We start from the raw sequence: 23029 nt of genomic DNA on the forward strand, positions 1-23029 counted from the left end.
CGGTCGCTGCCTCTCGGGCGACGGCCCGGCTGAGCGGGGCGCCCCTCGCCGCCGATCAGCACCGCTCCGCAGCTGGTCCGATGTGCCAAAGCCAGTGCCACCACCGAGGGTTGCTTGGAGACGCATCGTCAAGACGTGTGGACTCTCGGCCAAAGACGTTCCGCCGGCACCACGGCAGTATCGACCCCGTCAACACCACCAGCCTCAGGGAAGCGCCCGAGGCCCAAGGGGGAGAAAACATGACCGTGAAACGAGCACGACGGATCACCACGCGAGTTACCCGGATGGTCGCAGGGTCGACAGCCGCGCTCACTGCTGTCGTCGGTCTGAGTCTGGCGACCGCCGGCTCCGCAGCAGCCGCGGAGAGCGGCAGCTGGCGACCGTACGGGAACACAAATCCGATCACCTCCAGCACCAGCCTCTGGCGGTGCGCCCGTACGGTCCACATCGAGTCCGATGTGCTCGCTCAGGTCTGCGCGGTCAGGGCGTCGAACGGGAACGGGAACGGCGTACAGGGGGCGGTGATCGTGCGCAACGAACGATCCAGTTCCTACCGTGCGACAGCGGCAATGGACCTGGCGAACTCCAGCGGTTACCTGAACGAGTGGACATGCTCGTCATCGGGGGTGGGTGCGAAATCCTGGTCGGTGTGTTTCGGACGGACCATCACCCACGCCGCCCCGGTGAACTCGGCAGGGGCGATCAACGGTGTGTCTCTCGGGATTTCACCGAGCGTCTGAACCGGAGCTTGTCGAGGTGTGGTGAGCTCTGCGGGGTTCCCCACCTCCGTCACACCTGTTGACGGTAGGAATCGGGGGGTGCAGGACGAACGCCCCGCGTTGTCGAGGTGCCGGTAGGAACGCCGTCACCAGCCGCATGGAGGCGTCCGGGGGGATCCGTACCGCTGTCAGCGGTACGGATCCCCCCGGACGCCAGGTGGCCACCAGGTCACACTCGACGCGACAAGCTCGCATGTGATGCGAGGTCAACCGCGGGGCGGAGCCGTGCGATCGAGGGCACGAAGATGAGAGGAACCACCGCTACCGCTCATCGGCCCCAGCAAGTCTTCACGGTCACCCAGTCGGAGATGTAGCGGCAGGTCGCCCAGCGGGCCGGGGGGCATCCACTCGGCGGAAACGCGGTCCGCTCCGGACTGGTTGGCGCTGTCGTGGACGGCCGGCGGCGAGCGTGTGTTGTCGAGAGTGGGCGAGAGTGCTCGGCGGGCAGGACCGGCAGGTCGAGGCGCAGCAGCCGCCGCCACGGCCGGGCTGCTGGAGGAATGGGGACGCGGTGAGGAGGCGGTCGCGCTCGCCCGCACGCACATGGCCTCGGCCCGCTCGTACGCCGAGACCGGGGGCGGGCCGGCGCTGGCGTCGTTCGCGCGGCTGCTCGCCCGGAACGGCCTGGCCGACGAGGCGTTCGACCTGCTGCGGCCCCACATCGACGACTGGTCCCTCGCCAAGGCACTGATCGACGTCGCGCAAGGCGCCGGCCGTGACGAGGAGGCCGCCGGACTGCTCGCCGCCCGGATCCCGGCCGGGCACGCGTGCGACTCCCCGTGGTGTTGCCGCGGCCTGGAGCCCCACCCGGCAATCGGATTGCTCGCCACCGTCCGCGAACGCCAGGACCGCGTCGAAGAGGCGGTCGCCCTGCTGTCCACCCGCCAGTTCACCTCACTCAACGGCCGTGACCAGCTCGCCGACCTGTTCGCCCGGCACAACCGGATCGACGAGCTGCGCTCCTACGCGGACACCGAACCTCTCGGGCACGCCGCGCGGCGCCTTGCAGAGCTGCTCGAGGAGCGCGGCGACGTCGACGGCGCGATCACCGTCTACCGGCAGGCCGGCAACGCGTCCATTCGCCGCGGCAACGCGGCAGTGGAACTCGCACGCCTCCTGGCACGGCACGACCGTTACGACGACGCGATCGAGGTGATGCGTGCGCTGGCCGACGCCCCCGGCGGCGCGGAGGACTGGATCGTCGACGTGCTGTGCACCCTGTACGCCGACCAGGGCCGCCCGCAGGACGCTCTGACTTGGCTCGACGACCTCAAGGCCCGCCGTGGCAAGGAGGAGTGGGAGCTGTTCTGGATCAGGCTCCCACTGATGGCCGCCTGCGGCCGGGTCGACGAGGCCGTCGAGCTGACCCGAGCTCACCCTGAGGGCACCACCTCGTATGCGGCGGAGCACGTCGCCACCCTGCTGGCCAACGCCGGGCGCACCGAGGACGCCGTCATCGTCCTCGAGCAGTATGCCCCCGCCAACACCAGCACCCTGGCCGGCTACCTCATCGACCTCGGCCGCATCAAAGACGCCCTGGCCCTCCTACAGCGCACAGACCCACCACCGCCTGCCGTACCGACGACACAGCTGTGGCCGGACGAGCCACCATTCTGAAAGTCCTGCCTGGTACAGGGCTCCAAGCCGCTCGCCCGTCGTACCTGCGCGCATGCACCGACGAGACCCGGTTGCCGTTCGACACCCGCCTGCCCGTGACCCACCTGATTCCTTCCGACCTTGACGTATGCCGATATCGGCATACGATTGCCCTATGGCACGAGCAGCGACGACATCGGACGTCTTCAACGCCATCGCCGAGCCGCAGCGCCGGGAGATCCTGGTACTGCTGCGGGCTGGTGAGCGGTCGGTGACCGAGTTGGCCCAGGAGCTGGGGATGACCCAGCCGGGGGCGTCCAAACACCTGCGGGTGCTCCGGGAGGTCGGGCTGGTGTGCGACCGCAAGGCAGGCAAGCAGCGTCTGTACGGCCTTGACGCCGATGGGCTGCGGCCCGTCCACGAGTGGACCGGCGGTTTCGAGCAGTTCTGGAACGGGAGCTTCGACCGGCTGGACGCCTACGTGCAGGACCTGAAGCAGACAAGGAAAGCGGAGTAACTGATGAGCACGACAGAACGAGGAACGCCGGCGCAGTCGCCGACAGCCGACCGCGAGATCGTCATCTCGCGGATCATCGACGCCCCACGGGAGCTGGCGTTCGAGGCGTTCACCGAGGTGCGGCACCTGTCGCGATGGTGGGGACCGGAAGGGTTCACCACCACCACGCGGGCGTTCGCGTTCCGCGTCGGCGGGGTGTGGGACTTCGTGATGCGCGGACCGGACGGGACGGACTACCAGGAGTGGATCAGCTGGACCGAGCTCGCCCCGCCGGAACGGATCGCGATGCTCCACGGCGAGACCCGCGACGACCCGAACGCCTTCGAGTCGGTGATCACGTTCGAGCCCGACGGTGCGGCGACCCGGATCGAGATGCGCACGGTGTTCCCCACCAAGGAGCTGCGCGACGAGGCAGTCGAGAAGTACCACGCGATCGAGGGCGGCCGGCAGACCCTGAGCAATCTGGCCGCGTACGTCGCCGAGATCGTTCGGAAGGGAGCGGAGGGCTGATGGCCGGGAAGGTGTTCTTCAGCGTGTCGATGTCGCTGGACGGTTTCATCGCGCCCGAGTCCCCCGAGGAATTGATGGGGCAGCTGTGGATGGAACTACAGCAGTGGATCTTCCCTCAGCGGTTCTTCCGGGAGAACCTGAAGCTCGGCCGGGGCGGCGAGGAGGGGCGCGACAACGACATCGTGCGGGAGACGTTCGAGCGCACCGGCGCGAGCGTGATGGGCAAGCGCATGTTCGACGCCGGCGAGCGGATGTGGCCGGAGGAGGCGCCGTTCCACACGCCGGTCTTCGTCGTGACGCACGAGAAGCGTGACCCCTGGGAGCGGCCGGGCGGGACCACGTTCCACTTCGTCAACGACGGCATCGAGTCCGCCCTCGACCAGGCCCGCGAGGCCGCCGATGATCGCGACGTCCGCATCGCGGGCGGCGGCGCGACAATCCTGGAGTACGTGAACGCCGGCCTGATCGACGAGTTCTCGATCGCGCTCTCACCCGTGCTGTTCGGCTCCGGAATCCGCCTGTTCGAGGGCGTGGACGCGGGCCGTGTGGCCCTGGAGCAGGTCCGCGCGGAGCCCTCCCCGAGGGTGACGCATGTGACGTACGCCGTCCGGAAGCGGTAATCGTCCCGACCTCAGCGCTTTCCCGCCGAGATCAGCTGCCCGCGGACGGCCGATGGGGGTGGGGAGCCGGCCATGTACGCCGACACGGTGTCGGAACTGCCGTCCGCGGTGATCCCCGGTCACGACGAACTTCCCAGCGACGAGGGCGGCGACGAAGCGGCGTTCGTGGCGGAGTACGAGGCGGCGATCGAGCCGGCCGACCTGGTGCAGGCCGGGCTGGTGAGCGACACCGCCGAGAACGACGGCTGGTCACCGGAGCAGGTCACCGCCACGCCCTGACGGGGCCGTACGCTCCAGGCGTTCGGACGGGGAGAGTGACGGCCTTTGTCTGGGCGTCGCCACTTATACGGAGCGCCTTCGATCCGAAAGGTACTTGCGGGCTACCCCCTCACCCGCCGTCATACGCCTCCCCCGCTCGGGATGCCCTGTGCCGTCTGTGCGATGACGTCACGCCGCGTCGTATCACCTGTCATCGGCGCGGCACGGCTTCGACCGCCTGATCAGTCCGCCTGATCAGGTCCCGGGCCAGGAACGTCTGTCAATCGTCATCGCACGGAGGGTGGTCGAGGGCAAACGGCATACACCGGGGGTTCCGAAGGGGCCGGTTCGGAGGGGGCGCTCCGGCCGACTGCGGGACGATGGCGGCCGTTCCGGCTTCCCGGGCTGCGCGCCCGGCGCCCCGGGCCGGCCGGCCGCCATGGCAGTCCGGCCCGGTCAGGCGTCCGGGCGCCAGGTCATCCCGATCACCTCGACGGGCGGCGCCGACAGTCGCTCGGCCAGGGCGGTCCATCGGGTCGCCTCGGCGGCGTCGCCACGGGCCTCGTAGTACGTGGCGAGCTTCCGGGCCCCGCGCGGATCGCCGAACTCCCGCGCCGCCCGGCGGAACCACTCGCCCGCGCCGTCCTCGTCACCGCCCCGCGCGAGGATGATTCCCACACTCAGCGCCGCGTCCTGGTGCTGGAGATCCGCCGCGTGCCGCCACGCCTGCAGGGCCCCGTCCTCATTCCCGAGATCCAGCCGTACATGCCCCAGGTTGAACGCGCCGGACGGGTTGCCGCGCTCCGCCGCCCGGCGGTACCAGGGCTCGGCCGCCGTCAGCTGCCCCCTGTTGTCGTACAGCCGGCCGATGTTGAAAGCGGCCTTGTCGGACCCCAGCTCCGGCCGCAGATACAGGCGCATCGACTCGTCCTCGTCCCGGCCCTCCAGCAGCTTCCCGAGATTGAGCAGCGCGTCCCGGTGCTCGTCCGCCGCGGCCCGGCGGTACCAGCGCTCGGCCTCCTCCGGGTCACCCTCCTCGTCCGCGTGGAGACCGAGGCTGTACGCCGCCCCGGTGATCCCGGCGTCGGCCGCGCGCCGCCACCACTTCCGCGCCCCGTCGAGATCCCGCCACACCGCCAGGCTGTCGCCGAGATCGTTCGCCGCGCCCGCGTGGCCCGCCTCGTATGCCTCCCGGAACAGGTCCTCGGCGTCCAGCGCGCGCCCCTCGCGCAGCGCCTCCACCCCGCGCTCATGAAGCTCCCGCGCCTCCGCCGTGACCTCGGGTGATTGTCCTGCGTCGCTCATATCCCGCCTCCCAACCCGCAATGACGAACCCGGCCCTTCAGCGGTTCCGCGCGCGGCGTGGAGGCGGCCCGTTGCCGGTGCCGAGCGCCCCGCTCCGGACTTCAGCCCCTGCCGAAGTGCACCGCGGGGAAGGCGCCCATCGCCCTGAGGGTTCTGGTGAAGCCGCCGGCCAGCTCGGTGAGGCGCGCGGTGGCGGCCGGGCCGAGGTGGTCGTACGGGGCGGCGTCGAGACGGTCGGTGAGCGCCTCGGCCTCGCCGCGCAGGGCCGCCCCCGATGCCGTGAGATCGCCCGCCTCGTCCAGCAGGCCGCGCTCGCGCAACCCGTCCCGGGCGGCGGCCCACTGCTCCGCGGACCAGCCGCGGGTGCGCATGAAAAGCGCCGACGTCGGCCCCGTGCCGGTGGCATTGTGCAGAACCAGCGCCTCGATACCGGACAGGCCGGCGACCGCCAGCGCGGCGAGGTGACCGTCCCCCCGGTGCTCGCGCAGCAGCGTCGCGGCGTGCCACAGGGCCAGGTGCGGTTCTTCGGGCACGGGGAGTCCGGCGTTCGCGGCGTACAGCGGCCGTGCCTCCCGGCGGCATGCCTCGGTGGCGCGCAGCGCCAGTTCGGCGGCCTCGGCCATCTCCTTCGAGGTGAGGGCCTCCTCCCCGAGCAGTCGCCGCAGCATCGTGTCCGCGCCGCGCAGTCGGGCCGCGAGCACCGCCTTCGGCGTGGTGACGGCCCATGCGGCGGGGATGTACCGCTCCACATGCGCGTGGCGGAAGTTGTAGAAGGTCGCTGTGACGGTGCCCGCGCCGACAGCCCCGAGCGGAGCCGCGCGGCCCGCGAGGTAGACCATGGCTCCGCGCTCCAGTCCGAGCGCCGCGAGTTCGTCCGCCGGCTCCGGTGCGAAGTACATGGCCACGTGCAGGGGGTTGACGGCGTTGTGGCAGTGGCGGCCGGCGCTCGCCTCGAATGACGTCATGCTGCGGCTCCGGTGTGAGTGGTCGGGTGTGGGTGGCCGGGTGCGGTTGTCCGGTCGGGTTCGGCGAGGCGCATCAGGCTTCCTTCGCGGGTTCGGGGTGGATGCAGCCGGTCAGTCCGGCCGCGGTCCGGGTGAGGTGCCGGGTCAGTACCTCGACCGCGGCGTCGGCGTCGCGGGCCAGCGCCGCCTCCTCCAGCCGGCGGTGTTCGGCGACGCCGTCCCGGTCGGGGTTGCGATGCGCCGACCAGCGGCGAGCCAGCTCGCTCGCGGTCCACATCCGGTCGAAGGTCTCCAGCAGGACGGGGTTGCCGCACCCCTCCAACAGGGTGCGGTGGAAGGCCCGGTGGGCCTCGGACCATGCGGCGCTGTAGTACTCGCCCTCGTCCGGCACGTACGCCGGTGTGCGGGTCAGACGGTGGTGGGCGGCTCGCACGCGGGCCTCCCAGTCGACGTCGCCGCGCTCGACCGACATACGCAGCACGACCGGTTCGATGGTCCGGCGGGCCTCCGCGATCTCCTGCCAGCGGCGGTCGGAGAAGGCCGGGACGGCGAAGCCGCGGTTGGGCAGCCGGTCGGCGAGGCCCTCCCCGACCACTCGCACGAGCGCCTCGCGCACAACGGCCAGGCTCACGCCCTGTTCCTTGGCGAGGTCCTGTGGCTTGAGGGCGTCACCGGGGGCGTGGTCCCCCCGCATGATCGCGTCCCGCAGATGGGCGTAGACCCGCTCGGAGAGCATCTGCTTTCCCGACGAGGCGGAGGTGTGGATCGTCTGCTTCATGCCGTCATCATAGATGATCCGATAGATAATCGATTGTTGGCCCCATCGTCGATCCCTCGCTTCGTGACGGTCGTGATCGCTTCGCGTTTCCCGCTTCGCCTTTCCGCTCAGCACCACTCAGCACCACCGGCTACGAGGCCGTCGTGGCGTCAGGCGGGCGGCTCGGGTTGAGGCTTGTGGGTGGCCTTCGCGTACGCGGTGATCAACCGCGGGGCCTGTACCGCACAGCGAAGTGGCGCAGGTCACCTTCATTCGACCGATCACTTCGCCCGCCCCCTCCGGTCATACAAGCAAAAGCGCGTCAACGCGCCGAGATCGTTCTGCGCCTAGGGATGGGACACCACCGGCATGACGGACACCGTGAAGGGCCCTGCCAGCTACTTCCCCTCGATCGAGAAGAAGTACGGCCGCCCGATAGCCGAGTGGAAGGAGACCATCCGCTCCTCGCCGTTGACCAGGCACGGGGAACTCGTTTCCTGGCTCAAGACCGAACACGGGCTGGGGCATGGTCACGCCAACGCCCTTGTCGCGCACACCCTTGCCGAGAACAGCGGGAAGTAGGTTGCCCCCATGACTGAACTCGGACCCGTTGCCTGGCCACCCGCCCCGATAAGGACCGAACGGCTTGTGCTCCGCGAGTCCGAGGCCCGGGACCGTACGGGGTTCATCGAGTTGTTCGCATCGCCGGAGGTGCGTGCCTACCTCGGTGGTCCTCGACCGCGTGATGAGCTCGAACGCGCGGTGCCCGAGGTGCCCGGTCGGCGCCCTGGCGTTTTCGTGATCGATCTCGACGGAGCGATGATCGGCACGATCACGCTCGACCGGCGCGACGCGGAGCGTCCGGGGCACGTCCGTCCGGATGCCGGAGAGGCCGAGCTCGGCTACGTGTTCCTGCCGGAGGCGTGGGGATACGGGTACGCCGCCGAGGCGGGCGCAGCGGCGCTCGACTGGTTCGCCGACGCGTTTCCCGGCGAGCCGGTGGTGCTCTGCACTCAGACCGCGAACATCCGCTCGATGAGCCTCGCGGCCAAGCTGGGGTTCACCGAGGTGGGGCGGTTCGAGGAGTACGGCGCCGAGCAGTGGTTCGGCGTGCGGTCCTCGGTCACACCGTCCGGTTGAGCGGTGCCGGTCCGGGCGGAAACCGGATGAATGTGAGCCGGTGACGGAACCGGAGCGAGGGCGGCGGGCGTCTCCTCGAACGATCAAGCTTGAGGAGACTGCGCGGTGCGGATCTACATCAGTGCGGACATGGAGGGCGTCACCGGGCTGGTGGACGCCGACGATGTCCAGCCTGGCGGCCGGGACTACGAGCGTGGACGGCTGATGATGGCGGAGGACGTCAACGCTGCCGTCCGCGGCGCTGTCGCGGCCGGTGCCACCGGCATCACCGTCAACGACGCACACGGCCCGATGCGCAACATCCTGCCCGAGTCACTGCACCCGGTGGCGCGTCTCATCCGCGGCAAGCCGAAACAGATGGGCATGCTCGAAGGACTCGCCCCCGAGCACGACGCCGCGGTCTTCGTCGGCTACCACTCGCGGGCCGGTGCGCTCGGTGTGCTGAGCCACAGCTTCATGGGGCACGAGATCGAGGACATGTGGCTGGACGGGCGGCCTGTGGGCGAGATCGGCCTGGCCCATGCCGCCGCGACCGCCATCGGCGTGCCGGTGCCGGTCCTCACCGGTGACGACTGTGCCTGTGCGGAGATGACGGAATGGGACGCCTCGGTGACGACCGTGGCCGTGAAGTATGCGCGGGACCGGTTCTCGGCAGATCTGCGGCCGTCGGACGAAGCACGTACGGCCATCGAGAAAGCGGTCGCCGCGCGTCTCTCCGTACCGCCGAAGCCGCCGGCCGCCCCGGCGGCGGCCCACTCCACCCTCACGGTCCGCTGGCAGTCGGCTTCCGTCGCCTCGACGCTCCTGGGAATCCCGGGCGTCAGCTCGGCAGATGCCCGGACCGTCCAGGCGGAGGGCACTGTGCCCAGCCTCTACCGGCTGTTCGGCGTGTGGATGCGAGTGGCCGCGTCCTTGACCAACCAGCACCCCTACTGCTGACCGCCGCGAGCAACGGTCGGCGGAAGATGGGGCCTTGGCCCTATAGAGAGCGGCCGGAAGATCATACTGAGGTCTACCGGACATCAGCCGGGCCCAGCACAATCGCCCGTATGACGATCGCCGCGGGCCCGCCGCTGCCCACGCACCACACGCCCGTCGCGCTCGCACGGGGGTTCCTGACCGGTGGCGTGGTCGGCACGGCGCTCGCCGCGCTCGTCGTGGGCGGGATCGTCGAGAGCGTGCCACTGTTCGTCACCGGGCTGGTCCTGCCCGCGGTCCACGGACTGCTGTTCTTCCTCGCCGGTATGCCGAGGCGTGCCCGGGAGGCAGCGGTCGCGCCCCGCACGGCGCTCGCGATGATCGAGAGCCTGGAGGCCGTCGGGGGCGAGTCGAGCGACATACCGGTGCGGTTCGATCTCACCGTCGCACCGGACGACGGGCCGGCCTACCGGGTTGAGATCACACAGGACATCAACCTCGTGGACCTGTCCGACTACCGGCCGCGCGGCGTCGTGGTGGTCCAGTACCCGCCGGACCGGCCGTGGCGGGTGCGCATCGTCAAGCGGCCGACACCGGAGTGGGAGGGCCGGGTGGCCTCGGCCCGACTCGACTCGGCGCCCGGGACGGCCAGGGTGGCCGCGCCCCCGGAGGGCTGCGTCTTCGGCTTCGTCGTGCTCCTCGGCCTGCTGCTCGGTGCGGTCGCCGTGGTGCTGCTGTTCCGCGCGGACCTCTTCGGCCGGGACGACACCGCGAAGTCGCCTTCGGCCGCGCGGCCGTCCGCCTCCTCCACGTCGTCGACCACGGTGGTGTCGTCGGCGTCCGGAACGGTCGCACTGGGCCCGGACCGGTCGTTTCTCGGCAAGGGTGAGCTGGACCGGGCTGTCGGCTCGCTCACCAGGGGTGGGGACGCACGCCAGGCGCTCACCGTCGTCGTGCGGGAACGCCTGCTGTCGGTGGTGTTCTCGCCGACCGGCACGCAGACCCCGGGGTTCGACCCCCGTGCGCTGCCCTACGACCGTTTCCCCGCGCTGGTCGAGGAGGCCACGACCACACTCGGCGTCCACTCCCCGCGGACCTGGCAGATCATTGCCGACCGTCTCACCGGCTCCCTCACCATCAGGGTCGTTGTGACCGGGGCCGAGGGCATGGCGTCACTGGAGGCGAACGGACAGGGCAAGGTGGTGCGGCGCGCGCCCGCACGGTGAGGTGCGGGTGCCCTGGGACCGCGGTGTTCCGGACGGCAAGGGTGTGCTCGGTGGCCGTCCCCGGAGTGGCAGGAGGAAACACGGATGGGCTGGCACGGATATGTGGCGCTGTGGTGTGGTGTGTTCGGCACGGTCGCGCTGGTCGGCTACGGGAGGTCGCTGGCCGGGGTGACCCGGGCCCAGCGGGCGGTCCGGGCGACGGGGCGGATCGAGCGAGTGGGGCAGCCTCGGCACGAAAGCTCCCCGAACGACGGGATAGCCGTGGTCGTCTCCTTCCAAGACCCGCCCACCGGGCAGGAGTTCACTGTCACCAACGACGGTGAGCAAGGCGAGAGGATCAGCGCGGCCTGGACGGGCCGGGAGATCGGCGTCCACTACCCGCCCGGCAGGCCCCACGCCTTCCGGTTCACCAACGACCTCTCCGAAGGCGGGCGCGGACTCGGCTGGCCGACCTTCTCGCTCTTCCTCGTCTACGCCGGTCTGGTCGTCGTCGCCGCGATCGACTGGGGCTGGCCGTGGGCTCTGTTCGGCTTCTGCGGGCCGTGGGCCCTCTCCGGGGTGTACCACCTGCCCGGGAACATACGCGACAGGCGCCGCCGTCTCGACGAGCTCGCCGCCATGGCCGCCGTACCCGGCCGTGTCGTCGCCGTACTCAAGAGCGTCAGCACCGACGACGACGGCCACACCTCCACCCGTCTGGTACCGGTCGTCACCTTCACCACCCTCGACGGCAGGGCCGTCACGGCCTACTGCGAGTCAGGGCTGCCGGACCCCGCCGGATCGCAGGGCCTCGACGTCGCGATCCACTACGCCCCCGACGACCCGGCCGTCTTCACTCTGGACGTCGAGGCCGAATGCCGGTCCTGGAAGCGGGACATGGCCGTCAACGTCGTGGGGGTTCTGGTCGTGGCAGCGGCGGCCGTGGTGGGGGTGGTGGTCGCACTGTGACACGGGAGCCGGGCGATCTTCCCGCCATGGATCCGTTCACGTTCGGCTACGAGGACGTGCATCCACGCGCGGACCCGGGGGGTATTCCCACTGTTCGGCGCGCGTGGTTCCGGGCTCCGGGTGCCGCCCGCGTTCCACATGCCCCCGGTGACGAGCCGTTGTTCCGCGCACTTCACCGAGCTGGCCGCGCTCGCCGACCGGAGCGTGGTCCGACAGGCCCGTGAGCGGTGCCCGTCACCGATACCCGGTCGCGTCCGCCGATTTGTCGGCGGAGTCGACTTCGGCCAGGTAACGCCAGCAGTCGGGGCGCGAGCCGTCGAGGTCGGTGAAGCCGTATTCCTGGGCCAGTTGCCCGCTGGACAGCGACTGACCGGTCCAGCGCGCCACGTCGGCGTCGCCGGCCAACGCCGCGACCGCGCGTCCGACGTAGGACGGGCTCTCCGAAATGCAGAATTGCGGCACCGCGGTCAGTGCGTCGCGCCAGCTCTCCTCCGTCACGCCGAACGCGTCGAGCATCATCTCCGAACGCATCCAGCCCGGAGTGAGCGCCACCGCCGTCCCGCCATGCGGCTTCAGCTCGTGTGCGAGCACGAACGCCATGCGCAACACGCTGTTCTTCACCAGGTCGTAGAAGTACGAGTTGCGGTAATGCGTTCCGTTGTACGCGGACGTCCCGTCGGTCATCTCGACCACGAGCCCGCCCGGCCGGCCCACCAGCAGCGGCAATACGAAGTGGCTGGTGATCGCGTGGGTCTCCACGCCCAGCCGGAGCAGCCGCAGTCCGTCGTCGAGGTCGTGTTCCCACACCGGCTTGTCGAACGCGAACAGCCGCTCTCCGCCCCAGACATCGTTGACCAGCACGTCGAGCCGCCCCTGCTCGGTGTCGATGCGCCCGGCCAGCGCACGGACCTGCTCGGGCACCAGGTGGTCGGTCGGCACCGCGATGCCGGTCCCGCCCGCCGCGGTGACAAGCTCCGCGGTCTCCTCGATCGTCTCGGACCGGTCGTACTCCGAGCGCCGTTCCCGGGTCGTGCGGCCGGTGACGTAGACCGTCGCACCCGCCGCGCCGAGCTGGACGGCGATGCCGCGACCGGCCCCCCGTGTGGCCCCCGCGACCAGCGCGATCTTTCCGTGGAGGTCGGGTGCCGATGTGTCGGGCGTGAAGGGCATGGGGTTCCTTGTCTCTTCGCACGGCCTGGTCCACGTCCGTCGTCGACGCCGACCGGTGACACCATGCTCGCCCCGAAACCCGACATCTTGTGTCGTCTTTTTTCACCCGCGTGACGGCCCCGGCTCCGCGGGCCGCGGCGAAGCGGTCCACGGTCTGCCGGGGCCGTCCGGCGAAACTGTCTCTCAGGCCGTCGGGATCACCGGGAGCAGGAGATACGAGGCGTGGGAACCGCCCAGATGGAGGGTGGTTTCGGCGGTGTATGCCTGGGGCGGGCGGTCGGCGGGGTCGTTGTGCAGGAAGGGACCGCAGCCCGTGAGGTCGTTCTTGAGGTTGGAGAGACGGGCGCTGGGCCCCGGGTAGACATAGTCCCGGCCGCGCACCTGGAGGCCGAGACGGTAGCCCGCGGGGATGACCAGGGACGTCGGGAGGATCTCGATGTCCAGTTCGTAGACGGCTCCCGGCTCCAGCGGCTCGGCGCGGTCGTGCGGGTGGAAGGGGCGGTACGGGGTCGACAGCTCGGGGTCGAGACGGCGATGGGAGGCACGCAGCCAGCCCTGGCCGACGGGGGTGTGCGGATCCAGCGCGCCCTGGAAGACGACCTCCTCGCCACTCGGCGAGTAGACCCGTACGACCAGGAACAGATCGGCGTCGGTGGTGAAGGAGGAGACGAACAGCTTCGCCGCCAGCGGACCGGTGATCTCGGTGCGCTCCGGCAGCGGCGGGGTGCTGAACTCCACTCCGTCGCCGGACGCCACGAACCGGGCCGTCCCCCCGGCCGCCGGCGCCTCCTCCGCGAGCGAGCCGTCCACGGTCGGATACAGCCGGGTCCATCGCGTCGACGGCAGCGGCCAGGCGTCCTCGCCTCGTTCGGTGAAGGTCCCGTCGACCTGCCGGATCTGCAACTGCACCGCGGGCCGGTCCTCCCAGCCGTTGCGCTCGTCCTTCAGATACCGGTCGAAGAAGCGCATCTGGAGGTCGACGCCGTAGTCGGTGTAGAACAGCGGCCAGTGCGCGTGGCCGTGCATCTCCAGCCACTTGCGGGTGGACGCCGCCCGTACGAACCCCTCCACATTGCCGCGCAGGTGGAGCCCCTGGCCGCCCCAGTTGCCGCAGCTCAGTACGGGGACGTCGATCGCGTCCCAGTGCGCCGAGCGGTCCCGGTGGTACGCGTCGTCGAAGGCGTGCGCCCTGATGTCCGCGCCGAGGTCGGTACGGTTCGCGGCCAGCTCCGCCGGCTGGAGGACATCGTCACCGCAGATCCGCTGACCGGTGTTCGGATCGAGGCCGCCGACCTCGCCGACCCCGTACTGGACCGTCTTGACCTGCATGTCGTACCAGTTGTCCCAGAAGGTGGAGCGGATACCGCCCTGGTACGCACCGTCCCGGTAGAAGTCCGCGGCGCCCTCCCAGGGGCAGATCGCGGCCAGGTGCGGCGGGCGCAGGGAGGCGACGTGCCACTGGTTCATCGCGTAGTACGAGATGCCGTTGAGGCCCACCCGGCCATTGCTCCACTCCCGGGTGCCCGCCCACTCGACACAGTCGTGGAAGTCACGGGTCTCACGCGGTGAGAAGGGATCCACCCGGCCCGGCGAGCGGCCGGTGCCGCGTGAGTCGACCCGTACACAGGCGTATCCGTGCGGCACCCACTTCTCTGGGTCGACGACCTCCCAGTTCTGGTACTTGTTCGAGGTGCCCGCCACCGCGTCGGGGTGGTCCCGGGACATCGCCTCCCACGCGCTGGGATAACCGCGCTGGAAGGGCAGCCCCTTGGCGTACGGACCGTAGGTCATGATCACCGGCACCGGCTCGTCGGTCACCGGCCGGAACACGTCCGCGCGCAGCACGATCCCGTCGTCCATCTCGACCGGTACGTCCCACTCGACGCGCATTCCGTCGATGAGCTGCGTACGGAACGGCTCCGGGCCGCCGTCGTCGGGCATTTCCTCGCTCCTTGCCTCAGTGATCGCTACTGAGTGATCGGTGGGTATTGAGTGTCGGTACGTCAGCGGTTGACGTGCAGATGCCAGGGGGCCAGTCGGCGCAGCGCCGTCTCCGTGCCCGCCCGCGCGACGATGCCGAGCGTGGCCAGGACGAGGACCGCGACGAACGCGGCATCCTGTTCGAACGAGTGCGCGTTGCTGAGGATGTAGGTGCCCAGTCCCGGCAGGCTCGCGAGGAACTCCACCGCCACCGCGCCGACCAGGGCCCGGCCCACCGCCACCTGGACTCCGGCGATGATGAACGGCAGTGTCGAGGGCAGCAGGACGTCGAGGACCACCCGCGGCCGTGACAGCCGCAGCACCTGGGAGAGTTCGCCCAGTTGGGCGGGGATCTCACGGGCACCGTCGCCGGTGCTCACCGCGCACGGCAGGAACGCCGACAGGGCGATCACGGCCAGCCGGGTCTGTCCGGAGTAGCCGAGCCAGATCGTCGCCATCGGCACGATGGCCAGCATCGGCATCGCGTACAGACCGCTGATGTACGGGGACGACAGATGCCGCAGCCACGGCACCCGGCCCAGGCCCAGACCGAGCGCCGTACCGGCGGCGCAGCCGAGGAGCAGACCGAGTGCCACCCCGCCGAGCGTCTCGCCGAGCGCGGTGCCGAACGCCTCGGAGGTCAGCGTCGGCCAGAGCGCCCCGGCCACACCGGACGGCGTGGGCAGATAGGCGGGCAGCCACAGTCGTACCGAGGTCTCCCAGACCACGACGACCACAAGGGCCACGGTCAGTTTGCCGAGCAGGCCGGCCGTACGGGGGCTCAGCCCGGAGCCGCGGGGGCCCGGCCGTCCCTTCGCCCGGCCGGCCGGGCGTCCCTCCGGTCCGTCCGGGGTACGGGACCCCTGCGTACGGGCCGATGCCGAGGTGTCCTGATGTGTCGTCATGCCTTCACCGTCCGCCACCGTGCGAAGTGCCGCTCGACCGCCCGGCCGAGGCCCATCAGGGCGACGGCCAGCACCGACACCAGCACGGTCAGACCGAGCACCGTGGCCGTGTCGAACCGGGTGCCGGCGGCGAGCAGCAGTCCGCCGACTCCGCTGGCGTTGAGGAAGAACTCCGCGGCCAGGGTCCCGACGAACGCCATCGCGATCCCCTGCCGTACCCCGGTCATGGCGTACGGCACGGTGTGCGGCAGCAGTACGTCCTTCCAGATGCGCCACTCGCTGCTGCGGAAGGTACGGGCGACCTCCAGCAGGGTCGTCGGCACCCGGTGTGCCCCCTCCGCCGTGTTCACGACGACGGGGAACACCGCGGTCAGAAAGACCACCAGCGTCTTGGCGGACAGACCGAAGCCGAACGCCGACAGGATCAGCGGGGCGAGCGCCACGATCGGGACCGACTGGAGCGCGAAGAGCAGCCAGTCCGTGCTCGCCCGCAACAGCCGGGCCCGGGAGAGCAGCAGGCCGAACCCGACACCGACGACGATCGCCAGGGCGAGGCCGATCACCAGCAGCTTTCCCGAGGAGAGCAGCGCGCTCGGCAGTGAGCCGTCCCGGACCATGTCGACCAGCGCCGAGGCCGAGCGGCCGGGTGTGGCGAAGAGGACGGGGTCCCGCTGCCCGGCGAGCTGCCACAGGCCGAGCCCGGCCAGCAGCCCCGCCGCCGAGAGGGCGAGCGGTCGCAGACGCGCCGCCAGGGGAGCCAGGGGTGCCGTACGCGGCGATGCCGCACGCGGGGATGTCGTACGCGGCGATGTCGTACGTACCCCGCGCGGTCCGGTACGCCGAGTGCGGGCGGCGGCAGGCGGCCGGGAGTCGGCGCCTGGGGTGGTCCGCTGCTCCGGGGCCCGCATCACTTGCCCGCCGCGTCGGCGAAGACCGACGGGTCCACCAGCGACTCGTACGCGGGAGCCTTGGCCTTGGGCACGTTGCCCGCCTTGACCGCCTCGTCGATGGTGTGCTGGACGGCGGCCTTGTCAAGTCCGTCGCCGTCCTTGGGCCAGACGCCGAGCGCGAGGAACTGCGGCAGCGCCGCCTCGGTCACGGTCTCCGGTTCCTTGGTGACGGCTGCCGCCTCGGCCGCGACCTGCTTGGCGTTGGCCGGCTCGTACATGAAGGCGACCGTCTCGCGGAGTGCCGCGACGACCTTGACCCAGCTGTCCCGGGCGGCGCCGCTGAGCTGGTCCTTGCGGGCGACGAGCACGGTGTAGTGCTGGAGCGGGTCGACATCGGCGAGCGTCATGACCTCGTTGACCTTGGTGCCGGGGTCGATCTTCTCCCGTACGGTGGCCAGTTCGTCGGGGTGCAGGACGGCGAGCTTGACCTGACCGGCCACCAGCGCGTCGACGGTGGGCGGGCCGCCCACGTTGATGGTGCTGACGTCCTTCGCGCCGAGGCCGCAGCTCGCGAGCATGGCGCCCAGCCCCAGGGCCTTGGGCGCGCCCACCGCGTCGACCGCGACGGTCTTGCCCTTGACCGAGGCGCAGTCGGTGACGCTTCCGTCGGTACTGGCCAGCAGATAGGTCGGCTTGGGGAAGCCCATCACCGAGACGATCGAGCCGCCGCTCGCGCCGAGGGCGACCGCGCCCGGGGTGCCTATGATGCCGCCCTGGATCTCGCCGCTCTGCACCGCGCGGCCGACATCGGCTCCGGTGGTCAGCGGGCGGAGGGTGACGTCCACACCGCGTGCGGAGAAGAAGCCCTGCTTCTCCCCCACGTACAGGATGGTGTTCAGATAGATCGGCGGGATACCGGGCACCCCGATGGTGATCTTCGTCTTCCCATCGGCCGCGGCGCCGCCCGCGGAGTCGGAGGACGAGTCGTTCGAGCCGCAGCCGGCAGCGGCTGCACCGAGAGAGACGAGTGCGGCCAGTGCGGCCAGTGCGCGTCTGCGCCGGGGGATTCTCATGCGAACTGCTCCTTCTGCCGCCGTGCCGAGTGCGAGTGAGGGTGCGCGACGGGGAGGCGGTGCGGGTGGTGGTGACGGGTGGTGAGGGGCGGTAAGTGAGGGGCGGTGGGCGAAGAGCGGTGGGAAGAGGCGGTGGCCGAGGGGGAGTCAGGCGCGGTCCCCGCCGGACACGGACCGGGCGGTCAGGGCCGCGCGTCGGCGTTCATGATCAGTGACCAGACCCGCTCGCGGATGGCGAGGAACTCCGGGGCGGCCAGTACGGACCGGTCGCGGGGGTGCGGAAGCGTCACGTCGATCAGCTCGGCGACGCCACTGGGCCGCCCGTTGAGCACGGCGATCCGGTCCCCGAACAGAACGGCCTCGTCTATCGAGTGGGTGACGAACAGCATCGTCACGGGATGGTCCTGCCAGATGCGCAGCAGCTCGAACTGGAGCACTTCGCGGGTCTGGGCGTCCAGCGCGCCGAAGGGTTCGTCCATGAGCAGCAGCCGGGGGCGTACGGCCAGTGCGCGGGCGAGCCCGGTGCGCTGCTGCATGCCGCCGGAGAGCTGGTGCGGATACGACTTCTCGAAGCCGGACAGGCCGACGAGGGTGATCAGCTCCCGGGCCCGTTCCAGCGCCTCCTTCTTGGCGACGCCGCGCACGCGCAGGGCGTAGGCGACGTTCGCCTCGACCGTCTTCCACGGGAAGAGGCCGAAATGCTGGAAGACCATCGCCACCCCGTCCGGGGTGCCGGCCGTGGTCTGTCCGTCGATACGGACCTCGCCCTCGGCGGGCGGGATCAGTCCGGCCACCGCCCGCAGCAGGGTGGTCTTGCCGCAGCCGGAGGGTCCGACGATCGAGAGCACCTCCCCGGCGCCGATGGTCAGATCGATGTCCTGGGACACGGTGCGTTCGCCGAAGCGCATGGTCAGCCCGTCGATCGCCACCGTGGCGCCACCGTGCGCGCCGGCCGGTGCGGCCGTCCCTGCTGGCCCTGGCGCGCCGGTCCGGGGGTCGCGGTGTGCGTCGCCCTCGCTGTGGTGCACGGAGTGGGTCGTGGTCATACCGGGGATTCTGGGCACTAGGATGCCTGACATGCAATAGCTATACTCAAGAAACCGAAGAATGCATGATCCTGGTATGAGGTGCCTATGACTGCGACGGCGACGTCTCCGGCCACGTCGGCCACGTCTCTGCTTCTGCTGCACACCTGGGGCGGGGACGCGCGCACCTGGGCGCCCGCGCTCCGGTTTCTGTGCGCCGGGGGGCGGGCCGCCGAGGCGCCCGATCTGCCGGGGCACGGCGAGCGGGCCGCCGAACCGTTCACCCTGGCCGGTGCGGTGGAGACGGCCGCGGCGCGCGCCAGCGCGGTCCGGGACGGTCCGGCGGACAACCCCGCGGACCGCCTCGTGGACGTTCCTGAGGACCGCCCCGTGAACCGCCCCGTGAACCGTCCTGTGGACCGTCCCGTGGATGTCGTCGGCTCCGGTCTCGGGGCCCTCGTCGCGCTCGCCCTCGCCCGCCAACGGCCCGGCGCCGTACGGTCGCTGACCCTCGTCGGGTTCCCCCCGGCCGGGGGGCCCGCGGCGGCGGGACGGCTGGCGGAGACCGAGGAACGACTGCGCCGCGCCGGGACCGCCGCGTTCGCCCGGGGATATGTGGACGGCACCCTGCGCGGCCCCGATCCCGCCCGGCGTGAACTGCTGCGCCGGGCGATGACGGCTACCCGCCCGCGGACGCTGCTCGACTCCCTGCGCGCCACGCTCGGTTGGGCCGACGACGAACCGCCCCGGCCGCCCGGCCCGCCCTGTCTGGTGCTGCGCGGCGCCCACGACGAACGCGTCGGCGCCGAGGCGGCGCGGACCCTGGCCGGGCAACTCGGCGGCACCTACGCCGTCGTACCCGGCGCGGGCCATGTCGCGTACCTGGACGAGCCGGAGGCCTTCGCCGCGGTCCTCGGGGACTTCCACCACGGCCTCGACCGCGCTGCGGGCGGTCCGGCCGGTCGATACGGCACGGAACACGTTCCGCCGATGCGACACTCATCAGGCCCGCCGACCCCGACGCTCCCCGAGCGCTGAGCCATGAAGGACACACCCATGCTGCCGCCGGCCCGCCGACGTCCCTCCACAGCGACCGACAGTGGCGCGCCGAAGGGGGCGAAACCGCTGACGAAGCGCGACCGTATCGCCACCGAGCTGCGGCGGATGATCAGCGAGGGCGAACTGCCCCGGGGCAGCCGTATCCAGCAGGACGTGCTCGCCGCGATGTTCGACACCAGCATCACCCCGGTCCGCGAGGCGCTGCGGCTGCTGGAGGCCGAGGGCGTACTCGTCGGTGAGCCGCACAAGGGGGTCCGGGTCGCCGACGCCGACTACGAGCAGGTCAAGACCGTCTATCTGCTGCGCCGCCTGGTGGAGCCGTACGCCATGCAGCGGGCCGCCCGGCGGCTCTCCCCGCGCGACATCGACCTCGCGGAGCGGCTGGTGACGGAGATGGAGGAAGCCGCCGCCGAGGGGGACCGGGCGCGGCTGAACGCGACGAACCGTGAGTTCCACTTCCTCTTCTACGCGAACTGCGGCAACGAGGGGCTCACCGACGAGATCGACCAGCTCTGGCAGAAGTTCCCGTGGGATGTGCTCCAGGTCCTGCACGACCGGGCCGAGGAGACCTCCAACGAACACCGGGCGATGCTGGCCGCGGCCCGGCTCGGCGACGGCGACGCGCTGGCCAGGGCGACGGAATGGCATCTGGCCCGCAGCTTCCTCGCGCTGGCACGGCATCTGACGGGGCAGCAGGTCGTCGACCCGTTCGACGTCGACAACGACTGACCCGGGCCTCTCCCCCACGCCTGTCACCGAGTCCTTCACCGCGGGTCCGCCATCCGTCGCGGAGTCCGCCATCGCGCCCGTCACCGAGCCGGCCGCCGCCCCGAGGGGCCGCGGCCGGTCCGGCTGCCGGGACGACTACAGGGCGGGCGCCGTGGGCGTGGATGGCCCCGGCGCGGATGTCCCCGGCGCGGATGTCCCTGATATGGGCGCGTCCGACGTCGGCGTACCCGAGGTCGCCGTACCCGATGCCGGTGTACCGGACGACGGCGGCGCGGACGCGGGCGGTGTCAGCAGTGCGTCCATCTCCGCCTGGGACAGACCCAGTTCACCCAGCACGTCCGCGGTGTGCTCGCCCAGGGCCGGCACCCGGCGCCCTCCCGGCGCCTCCGGTGTGCGGTGCAGTGGCGAGGTGACCACTCGGACCGCCCGCCCGTCCGGCAGCGTCGCCTCAGACCAGCGCCCGGTCGCCGCCGCCTGCGGATGGTCCAGGACCTCGCCGATCTGGTTGAGCCGCGCGTAGGGCACATCGGCCCGCTCCAGCCGCTCGGTGACCTCGGTGGTGGAGAGCCCGCTCAGCCGTGCCTGTACCGCGCGTTCGGTGCGTTCGCGGTGCCGTACCCGGGAGGTGTTCGACGCGAACGCCGGATCGTCCAGCAGCCCCGGCTCGTCCAGCACCGTCCGGCACAGCCGCCGCCACTGGCCCTCGTTCTGCACCGCGATCAGTACGTCCTGGCCCTCGGCCGTCGTGTACGGCCCGTACGGCGCGATGCTCGCGTGCCGCAGCCCGGCCGGCGGGGGCGCGGAACCCGCGTGCAACTCGGCGAGCAGGAGCGGGCTCATCCACTCCAGCAGTACGTCGAACAGCGCCACGTCGATCCGCTTGCCCAGGCCGGTCCGCTCGCGCGCGTACAGGGCGGCGGTGACGGCGGTGAGCGCGTACGTCCCCCCGGCCAGATCGGCCAGGGACACGCCGGGCTTGGCGGGCGTCTCCGGCGTACCGGTGGCCGTGATCGTTCCCGCCTCGCCCTGCACCAGCGCGTCGTACGCCTTGCGGGTCGCGTACGGTCCCGTCGCCCCGTACCCGGAGAGGTAACAGCGCACCAGACGCGGGTTCAGCCGGGCCAGTTCCTCGTCGGGGACGATCCGCTCCAGGGCGCCCGGCGCGAGATTGGAGACGAGGACGTCCGCGTCGCGCAGCAGCCGGCGCAGCACCTCTCGTCCCGGCTCGGCCTTCAGATCCAGGACGACGCTGCGCTTGCCGCGGTTGAGCCAGACGAAGTGGCTGGCCAGGCCATGCACGGCCTCGTCGTAGCCACGGGCGAAGTCCCCGCCGCCCGGTCGCTCGATCTTGATCACCTCGGCGCCCAGGTCGGCGAGGTGCCGGGTGCAGAGGGGGGCGGCGACGGCCTGCTCGACCGCGATGACCCGGACGCCCCGCAGATCCGCGGCCATGTCCCCGCCCATGCCCGTACGCCCGCTCGTGTCCGCGCCCGCGACCCCGCCCCCGCTCATGTCCCCGCTCATGTCCTCGTTCATGTCGTCGTGCATGTCCGTCGTCATGAGCGGCCGAAGTGCAGCACGGTGCCGACGGCGGGCTGTACGTAGTGGGAGGGGAGATCACGGGCCAACCGCGCGTGTGTGTGCAGCCCACTGCAATGCATCGGCATGACGGTCGCGACCTCCAGCTCGGCGAGCGCGTTCGTGGTGAGCCCGACATTCTCCGCCGGGGTGGTGGGGAAGCCGAGATGGAATCCGCCCATCACCGCGCGGATCGGTTTGGGTCCGCAGACCGCGCGGGCCTGGGCGATCGTATTGATGACACCCGCGTGCGCGCAGCCGGTCAGTACGACCAGACCCACGTCCTTCACATCCACCACGAGTCCCATCTCGTCCGTCACCTCGTCCCGGCGCAGCCTGCCCTCCGCCGAGACCTGGTAGAGACCGGGATCGCCGGGGCTGAACGCCGGAGCGGCACCCGCCTCGAAGGCGACCTCTCGCGGGATCTCCCCGGTGGTGTGCACCCCCCAGCCGAGATCGAGCGAGTCCCTGGTCAGTACGGGGATGCCGCCGGACTTCTCGACCTCGCCGAAGCCGAAGGCCGCGTTGTAAACGGGCGAGGTCCGGCCGTCGCCCATCACCGCGTACCGGGGCAGTTCCGCGTCGGCGTGTGTGGCGACCGGAATGCGGCGTCCCGCCAGGCCGAGAAAGCGGTGGATACCGCCGAAGTGGTCCGGGTGGCCGTGACTGATCACCACATGGTCGATGGCTGCGGGGTCCACGCCGAGCACCCGCATGTTGTGTTCGAGGACCGTGCCGGTCAGACCGGCGTCGAACAGCACTCGCAGGGTGTGCCGGCCCCGGACCGCCTCGACCAGGAAGCTGATGCCGTTCTCCGCCTGGGGCGGGACGCGCTTGGGGTCGAAGTGCTCGATGAGCCCGTACCGGGTGACGCAGTGGTCGTCACCGTGCCCGTCGTGCCCATCGCTGAGGCCGTCACCGCCGGTGGGGCTGGCCTGGTCGGGCAGCAGCATGTCCACCTGGTTCTCGACCAGCACGGTAATCGTGACGCTGTCGGCTTGGAACACGCCGCGATCCCCTCCTCGTCGGCGGGGCACGGCCCCACCCCTCGTCACGGATCCGGACCGCCCCTACGGTCTCA

At 71.0% G+C, this 23029-nt stretch carries 23 protein-coding genes; 12 read left to right on the forward strand and 11 right to left on the reverse strand.

Translation table 11 applies throughout. The annotated features are described in order from the left end of the window. Window positions 1-1202 precede the first annotated feature (1202 nt). The 5 genes from ACIOGX_RS00600 to ACIOGX_RS00620 all read left to right on the forward strand — a co-directional run bounded on the left by ACIOGX_RS00600 (window position 1203) and on the right by ACIOGX_RS00620 (window position 4301). Window positions 1203-2396 (forward strand): tetratricopeptide repeat protein, encoded by a 1194-nt coding sequence (locus tag ACIOGX_RS00600; RefSeq protein WP_401908930.1) that lies wholly within the window; start codon window positions 1203-1205, stop codon window positions 2394-2396. A gap of 154 nt (window positions 2397-2550) precedes the next feature. Continuing rightward, window positions 2551-2892, forward strand: a complete 342-nt coding sequence (locus ACIOGX_RS00605) for a metalloregulator ArsR/SmtB family transcription factor (protein WP_356512905.1) — start codon at window positions 2551-2553, stop codon at window positions 2890-2892. 3 nt (window positions 2893-2895) lie between these two features. Beyond that, window positions 2896-3402: an SRPBCC family protein gene (locus tag ACIOGX_RS00610; RefSeq protein ID WP_401908933.1), complete on the forward strand. Its 507-nt coding sequence runs from the start codon at window positions 2896-2898 to the stop codon at window positions 3400-3402. After that, entirely contained in the window at window positions 3402-4022 is a 621-nt protein-coding gene (locus ACIOGX_RS00615) for a dihydrofolate reductase family protein (protein WP_401908935.1), read from the forward strand. The genes ACIOGX_RS00610 and ACIOGX_RS00615 overlap by 1 nt, the downstream gene beginning before the upstream one ends. 72 nt (window positions 4023-4094) lie before the next feature. Beyond that, window positions 4095-4301 (forward strand): hypothetical protein, encoded by a 207-nt coding sequence (locus ACIOGX_RS00620; protein WP_401908937.1) that lies wholly within the window; start codon window positions 4095-4097, stop codon window positions 4299-4301. Between the two features lie 435 nt (window positions 4302-4736). On the opposite strand, the gene ACIOGX_RS00625 is transcribed toward ACIOGX_RS00620, so the two are convergent. The 3 genes from ACIOGX_RS00625 to ACIOGX_RS00635 form a co-directional block, all read right to left on the reverse strand. Beyond that, window positions 4737-5585, reverse strand: coding sequence for a tetratricopeptide repeat protein (locus tag ACIOGX_RS00625; protein WP_401908940.1), 849 nt, complete (start codon window positions 5583-5585; stop codon window positions 4737-4739). 101 nt (window positions 5586-5686) lie between these two features. After that, a complete protein-coding gene (locus ACIOGX_RS00630) occupies window positions 5687-6550 on the reverse strand; it encodes a hypothetical protein (protein WP_401908943.1) in 864 nt (287 codons plus the stop codon). 73 nt (window positions 6551-6623) lie between these two features. Next, window positions 6624-7328 carry a GntR family transcriptional regulator gene (locus tag ACIOGX_RS00635; RefSeq protein ID WP_401908945.1) on the reverse strand — a complete coding sequence of 235 codons (705 nt, stop codon included), beginning with the start codon at window positions 7326-7328 and terminating at the stop codon, window positions 6624-6626. A 348-nt stretch (window positions 7329-7676) separates the two neighbouring features. On the opposite strand from ACIOGX_RS00635, the gene ACIOGX_RS00640 reads away from it, so the two are divergent. The 5 genes from ACIOGX_RS00640 (at window position 7677) to ACIOGX_RS00660 (ending at window position 11539) form a co-directional block, all read left to right on the forward strand. Further along, complete coding sequence (locus ACIOGX_RS00640; protein ID WP_401758319.1) at window positions 7677-7889, forward strand: DUF4287 domain-containing protein; 213 nt, start codon at window positions 7677-7679, stop codon at window positions 7887-7889. 9 nt (window positions 7890-7898) lie between these two features. Beyond that, window positions 7899-8447 (forward strand): GNAT family N-acetyltransferase, encoded by a 549-nt coding sequence (locus tag ACIOGX_RS00645; RefSeq protein ID WP_401908949.1) that lies wholly within the window; start codon window positions 7899-7901, stop codon window positions 8445-8447. Between the two features lie 105 nt (window positions 8448-8552). Continuing rightward, a complete protein-coding gene (locus ACIOGX_RS00650) occupies window positions 8553-9386 on the forward strand; it encodes a M55 family metallopeptidase (RefSeq protein ID WP_401908951.1) in 834 nt (277 codons plus the stop codon). Between the two features lie 110 nt (window positions 9387-9496). Next, entirely contained in the window at window positions 9497-10591 is a 1095-nt protein-coding gene (locus tag ACIOGX_RS00655; RefSeq protein WP_401908953.1) for a hypothetical protein, read from the forward strand. Between the two features lie 84 nt (window positions 10592-10675). Next, window positions 10676-11539 (forward strand): DUF3592 domain-containing protein, encoded by an 864-nt coding sequence (locus ACIOGX_RS00660; RefSeq protein WP_401908956.1) that lies wholly within the window; start codon window positions 10676-10678, stop codon window positions 11537-11539. A gap of 234 nt (window positions 11540-11773) precedes the next feature. On the opposite strand, the gene ACIOGX_RS00665 is transcribed toward ACIOGX_RS00660, so the two are convergent. From ACIOGX_RS00665 to ACIOGX_RS00690, 6 genes are all read right to left on the reverse strand, one after another. Further along, window positions 11774-12709, reverse strand: coding sequence for an SDR family oxidoreductase (locus ACIOGX_RS00665; protein WP_401758334.1), 936 nt, complete (start codon window positions 12707-12709; stop codon window positions 11774-11776). A gap of 183 nt (window positions 12710-12892) precedes the next feature. Continuing rightward, on the reverse strand, window positions 12893-14650 hold the full coding sequence (locus tag ACIOGX_RS00670; protein WP_401908959.1) for a CocE/NonD family hydrolase: 1758 nt from the start codon (window positions 14648-14650) through the stop codon (window positions 12893-12895). A gap of 62 nt (window positions 14651-14712) precedes the next feature. Then, window positions 14713-15594: an ABC transporter permease gene (locus ACIOGX_RS00675; RefSeq protein WP_383974581.1), complete on the reverse strand. Its 882-nt coding sequence runs from the start codon at window positions 15592-15594 to the stop codon at window positions 14713-14715. Next, window positions 15591-16502: an ABC transporter permease gene (locus tag ACIOGX_RS00680; RefSeq protein ID WP_401758340.1), complete on the reverse strand. Its 912-nt coding sequence runs from the start codon at window positions 16500-16502 to the stop codon at window positions 15591-15593. Before ACIOGX_RS00680 ends, ACIOGX_RS00675 begins: the two co-directional genes overlap by 4 nt. Beyond that, complete coding sequence (locus tag ACIOGX_RS00685) at window positions 16502-17557, reverse strand: ABC transporter substrate-binding protein (protein WP_401758343.1); 1056 nt, start codon at window positions 17555-17557, stop codon at window positions 16502-16504. The genes ACIOGX_RS00680 and ACIOGX_RS00685 overlap by 1 nt, the downstream gene beginning before the upstream one ends. Before the next feature lie 182 nt (window positions 17558-17739). Further along, on the reverse strand, window positions 17740-18603 hold the full coding sequence (locus ACIOGX_RS00690; RefSeq protein ID WP_383974589.1) for an ABC transporter ATP-binding protein: 864 nt from the start codon (window positions 18601-18603) through the stop codon (window positions 17740-17742). An 87-nt stretch (window positions 18604-18690) separates the two neighbouring features. Between ACIOGX_RS00690 and ACIOGX_RS00695 the strand changes: the two genes are divergently transcribed. Beyond that, window positions 18691-19620: an alpha/beta fold hydrolase gene (locus ACIOGX_RS00695; RefSeq protein WP_401908963.1), complete on the forward strand. Its 930-nt coding sequence runs from the start codon at window positions 18691-18693 to the stop codon at window positions 19618-19620. Between the two features lie 3 nt (window positions 19621-19623). Further along, window positions 19624-20370, forward strand: a complete 747-nt coding sequence (locus tag ACIOGX_RS00700) for a GntR family transcriptional regulator (protein ID WP_401908966.1) — start codon at window positions 19624-19626, stop codon at window positions 20368-20370. Window positions 20371-20505: 135 nt separating this feature from the next. On the opposite strand, the gene ACIOGX_RS00705 is transcribed toward ACIOGX_RS00700, so the two are convergent. Further along, complete coding sequence (locus tag ACIOGX_RS00705) at window positions 20506-21918, reverse strand: CoA transferase (RefSeq protein WP_401908969.1); 1413 nt, start codon at window positions 21916-21918, stop codon at window positions 20506-20508. An 8-nt stretch (window positions 21919-21926) separates the two neighbouring features. Continuing rightward, complete coding sequence (locus ACIOGX_RS00710) at window positions 21927-22955, reverse strand: MBL fold metallo-hydrolase (RefSeq protein WP_383974600.1); 1029 nt, start codon at window positions 22953-22955, stop codon at window positions 21927-21929. Window positions 22956-23029 lie beyond the last annotated feature (74 nt).

Source organism: Streptomyces sp. NPDC088147, from assembly GCF_044741565.1.
GTDB lineage: Bacteria > Actinomycetota > Actinomycetes > Streptomycetales > Streptomycetaceae > Streptomyces.

Coding starts and splice junctions, on each gene's coding strand:
- ACIOGX_RS00605 (WP_356512905.1), top strand. CDS start 2,551: ATGGCACGAGCAGCGACGACATCGGACGTCTTCAACGCCATCGCCGAG.
- ACIOGX_RS00610 (WP_401908933.1), top strand. CDS start 2,896: ATGAGCACGACAGAACGAGGAACGCCGGCGCAGTCGCCGACAGCCGAC.
- ACIOGX_RS00615 (WP_401908935.1), top strand. CDS start 3,402: ATGGCCGGGAAGGTGTTCTTCAGCGTGTCGATGTCGCTGGACGGTTTC.
- ACIOGX_RS00620 (WP_401908937.1), top strand. CDS start 4,095: ATGTACGCCGACACGGTGTCGGAACTGCCGTCCGCGGTGATCCCCGGT.
- ACIOGX_RS00625 (WP_401908940.1), bottom strand. CDS start 5,585: ATGAGCGACGCAGGACAATCACCCGAGGTCACGGCGGAGGCGCGGGAG.
- ACIOGX_RS00630 (WP_401908943.1), bottom strand. CDS start 6,550: ATGACGTCATTCGAGGCGAGCGCCGGCCGCCACTGCCACAACGCCGTC.
- ACIOGX_RS00635 (WP_401908945.1), bottom strand. CDS start 7,328: ATGAAGCAGACGATCCACACCTCCGCCTCGTCGGGAAAGCAGATGCTC.
- ACIOGX_RS00640 (WP_401758319.1), top strand. CDS start 7,677: ATGACGGACACCGTGAAGGGCCCTGCCAGCTACTTCCCCTCGATCGAG.
- ACIOGX_RS00645 (WP_401908949.1), top strand. CDS start 7,899: ATGACTGAACTCGGACCCGTTGCCTGGCCACCCGCCCCGATAAGGACC.
- ACIOGX_RS00655 (WP_401908953.1), top strand. CDS start 9,497: ATGACGATCGCCGCGGGCCCGCCGCTGCCCACGCACCACACGCCCGTC.
- ACIOGX_RS00660 (WP_401908956.1), top strand. CDS start 10,676: ATGGGCTGGCACGGATATGTGGCGCTGTGGTGTGGTGTGTTCGGCACG.
- ACIOGX_RS00665 (WP_401758334.1), bottom strand. CDS start 12,709: ATGCCCTTCACGCCCGACACATCGGCACCCGACCTCCACGGAAAGATC.
- ACIOGX_RS00670 (WP_401908959.1), bottom strand. CDS start 14,650: ATGCCCGACGACGGCGGCCCGGAGCCGTTCCGTACGCAGCTCATCGAC.
- ACIOGX_RS00675 (WP_383974581.1), bottom strand. CDS start 15,594: ATGACGACACATCAGGACACCTCGGCATCGGCCCGTACGCAGGGGTCC.
- ACIOGX_RS00680 (WP_401758340.1), bottom strand. CDS start 16,502: ATGCGGGCCCCGGAGCAGCGGACCACCCCAGGCGCCGACTCCCGGCCG.
- ACIOGX_RS00685 (WP_401758343.1), bottom strand. CDS start 17,557: ATGAGAATCCCCCGGCGCAGACGCGCACTGGCCGCACTGGCCGCACTC.
- ACIOGX_RS00690 (WP_383974589.1), bottom strand. CDS start 18,603: ATGACCACGACCCACTCCGTGCACCACAGCGAGGGCGACGCACACCGC.
- ACIOGX_RS00695 (WP_401908963.1), top strand. CDS start 18,691: ATGACTGCGACGGCGACGTCTCCGGCCACGTCGGCCACGTCTCTGCTT.
- ACIOGX_RS00700 (WP_401908966.1), top strand. CDS start 19,624: ATGAAGGACACACCCATGCTGCCGCCGGCCCGCCGACGTCCCTCCACA.
- ACIOGX_RS00705 (WP_401908969.1), bottom strand. CDS start 21,918: ATGCACGACGACATGAACGAGGACATGAGCGGGGACATGAGCGGGGGC.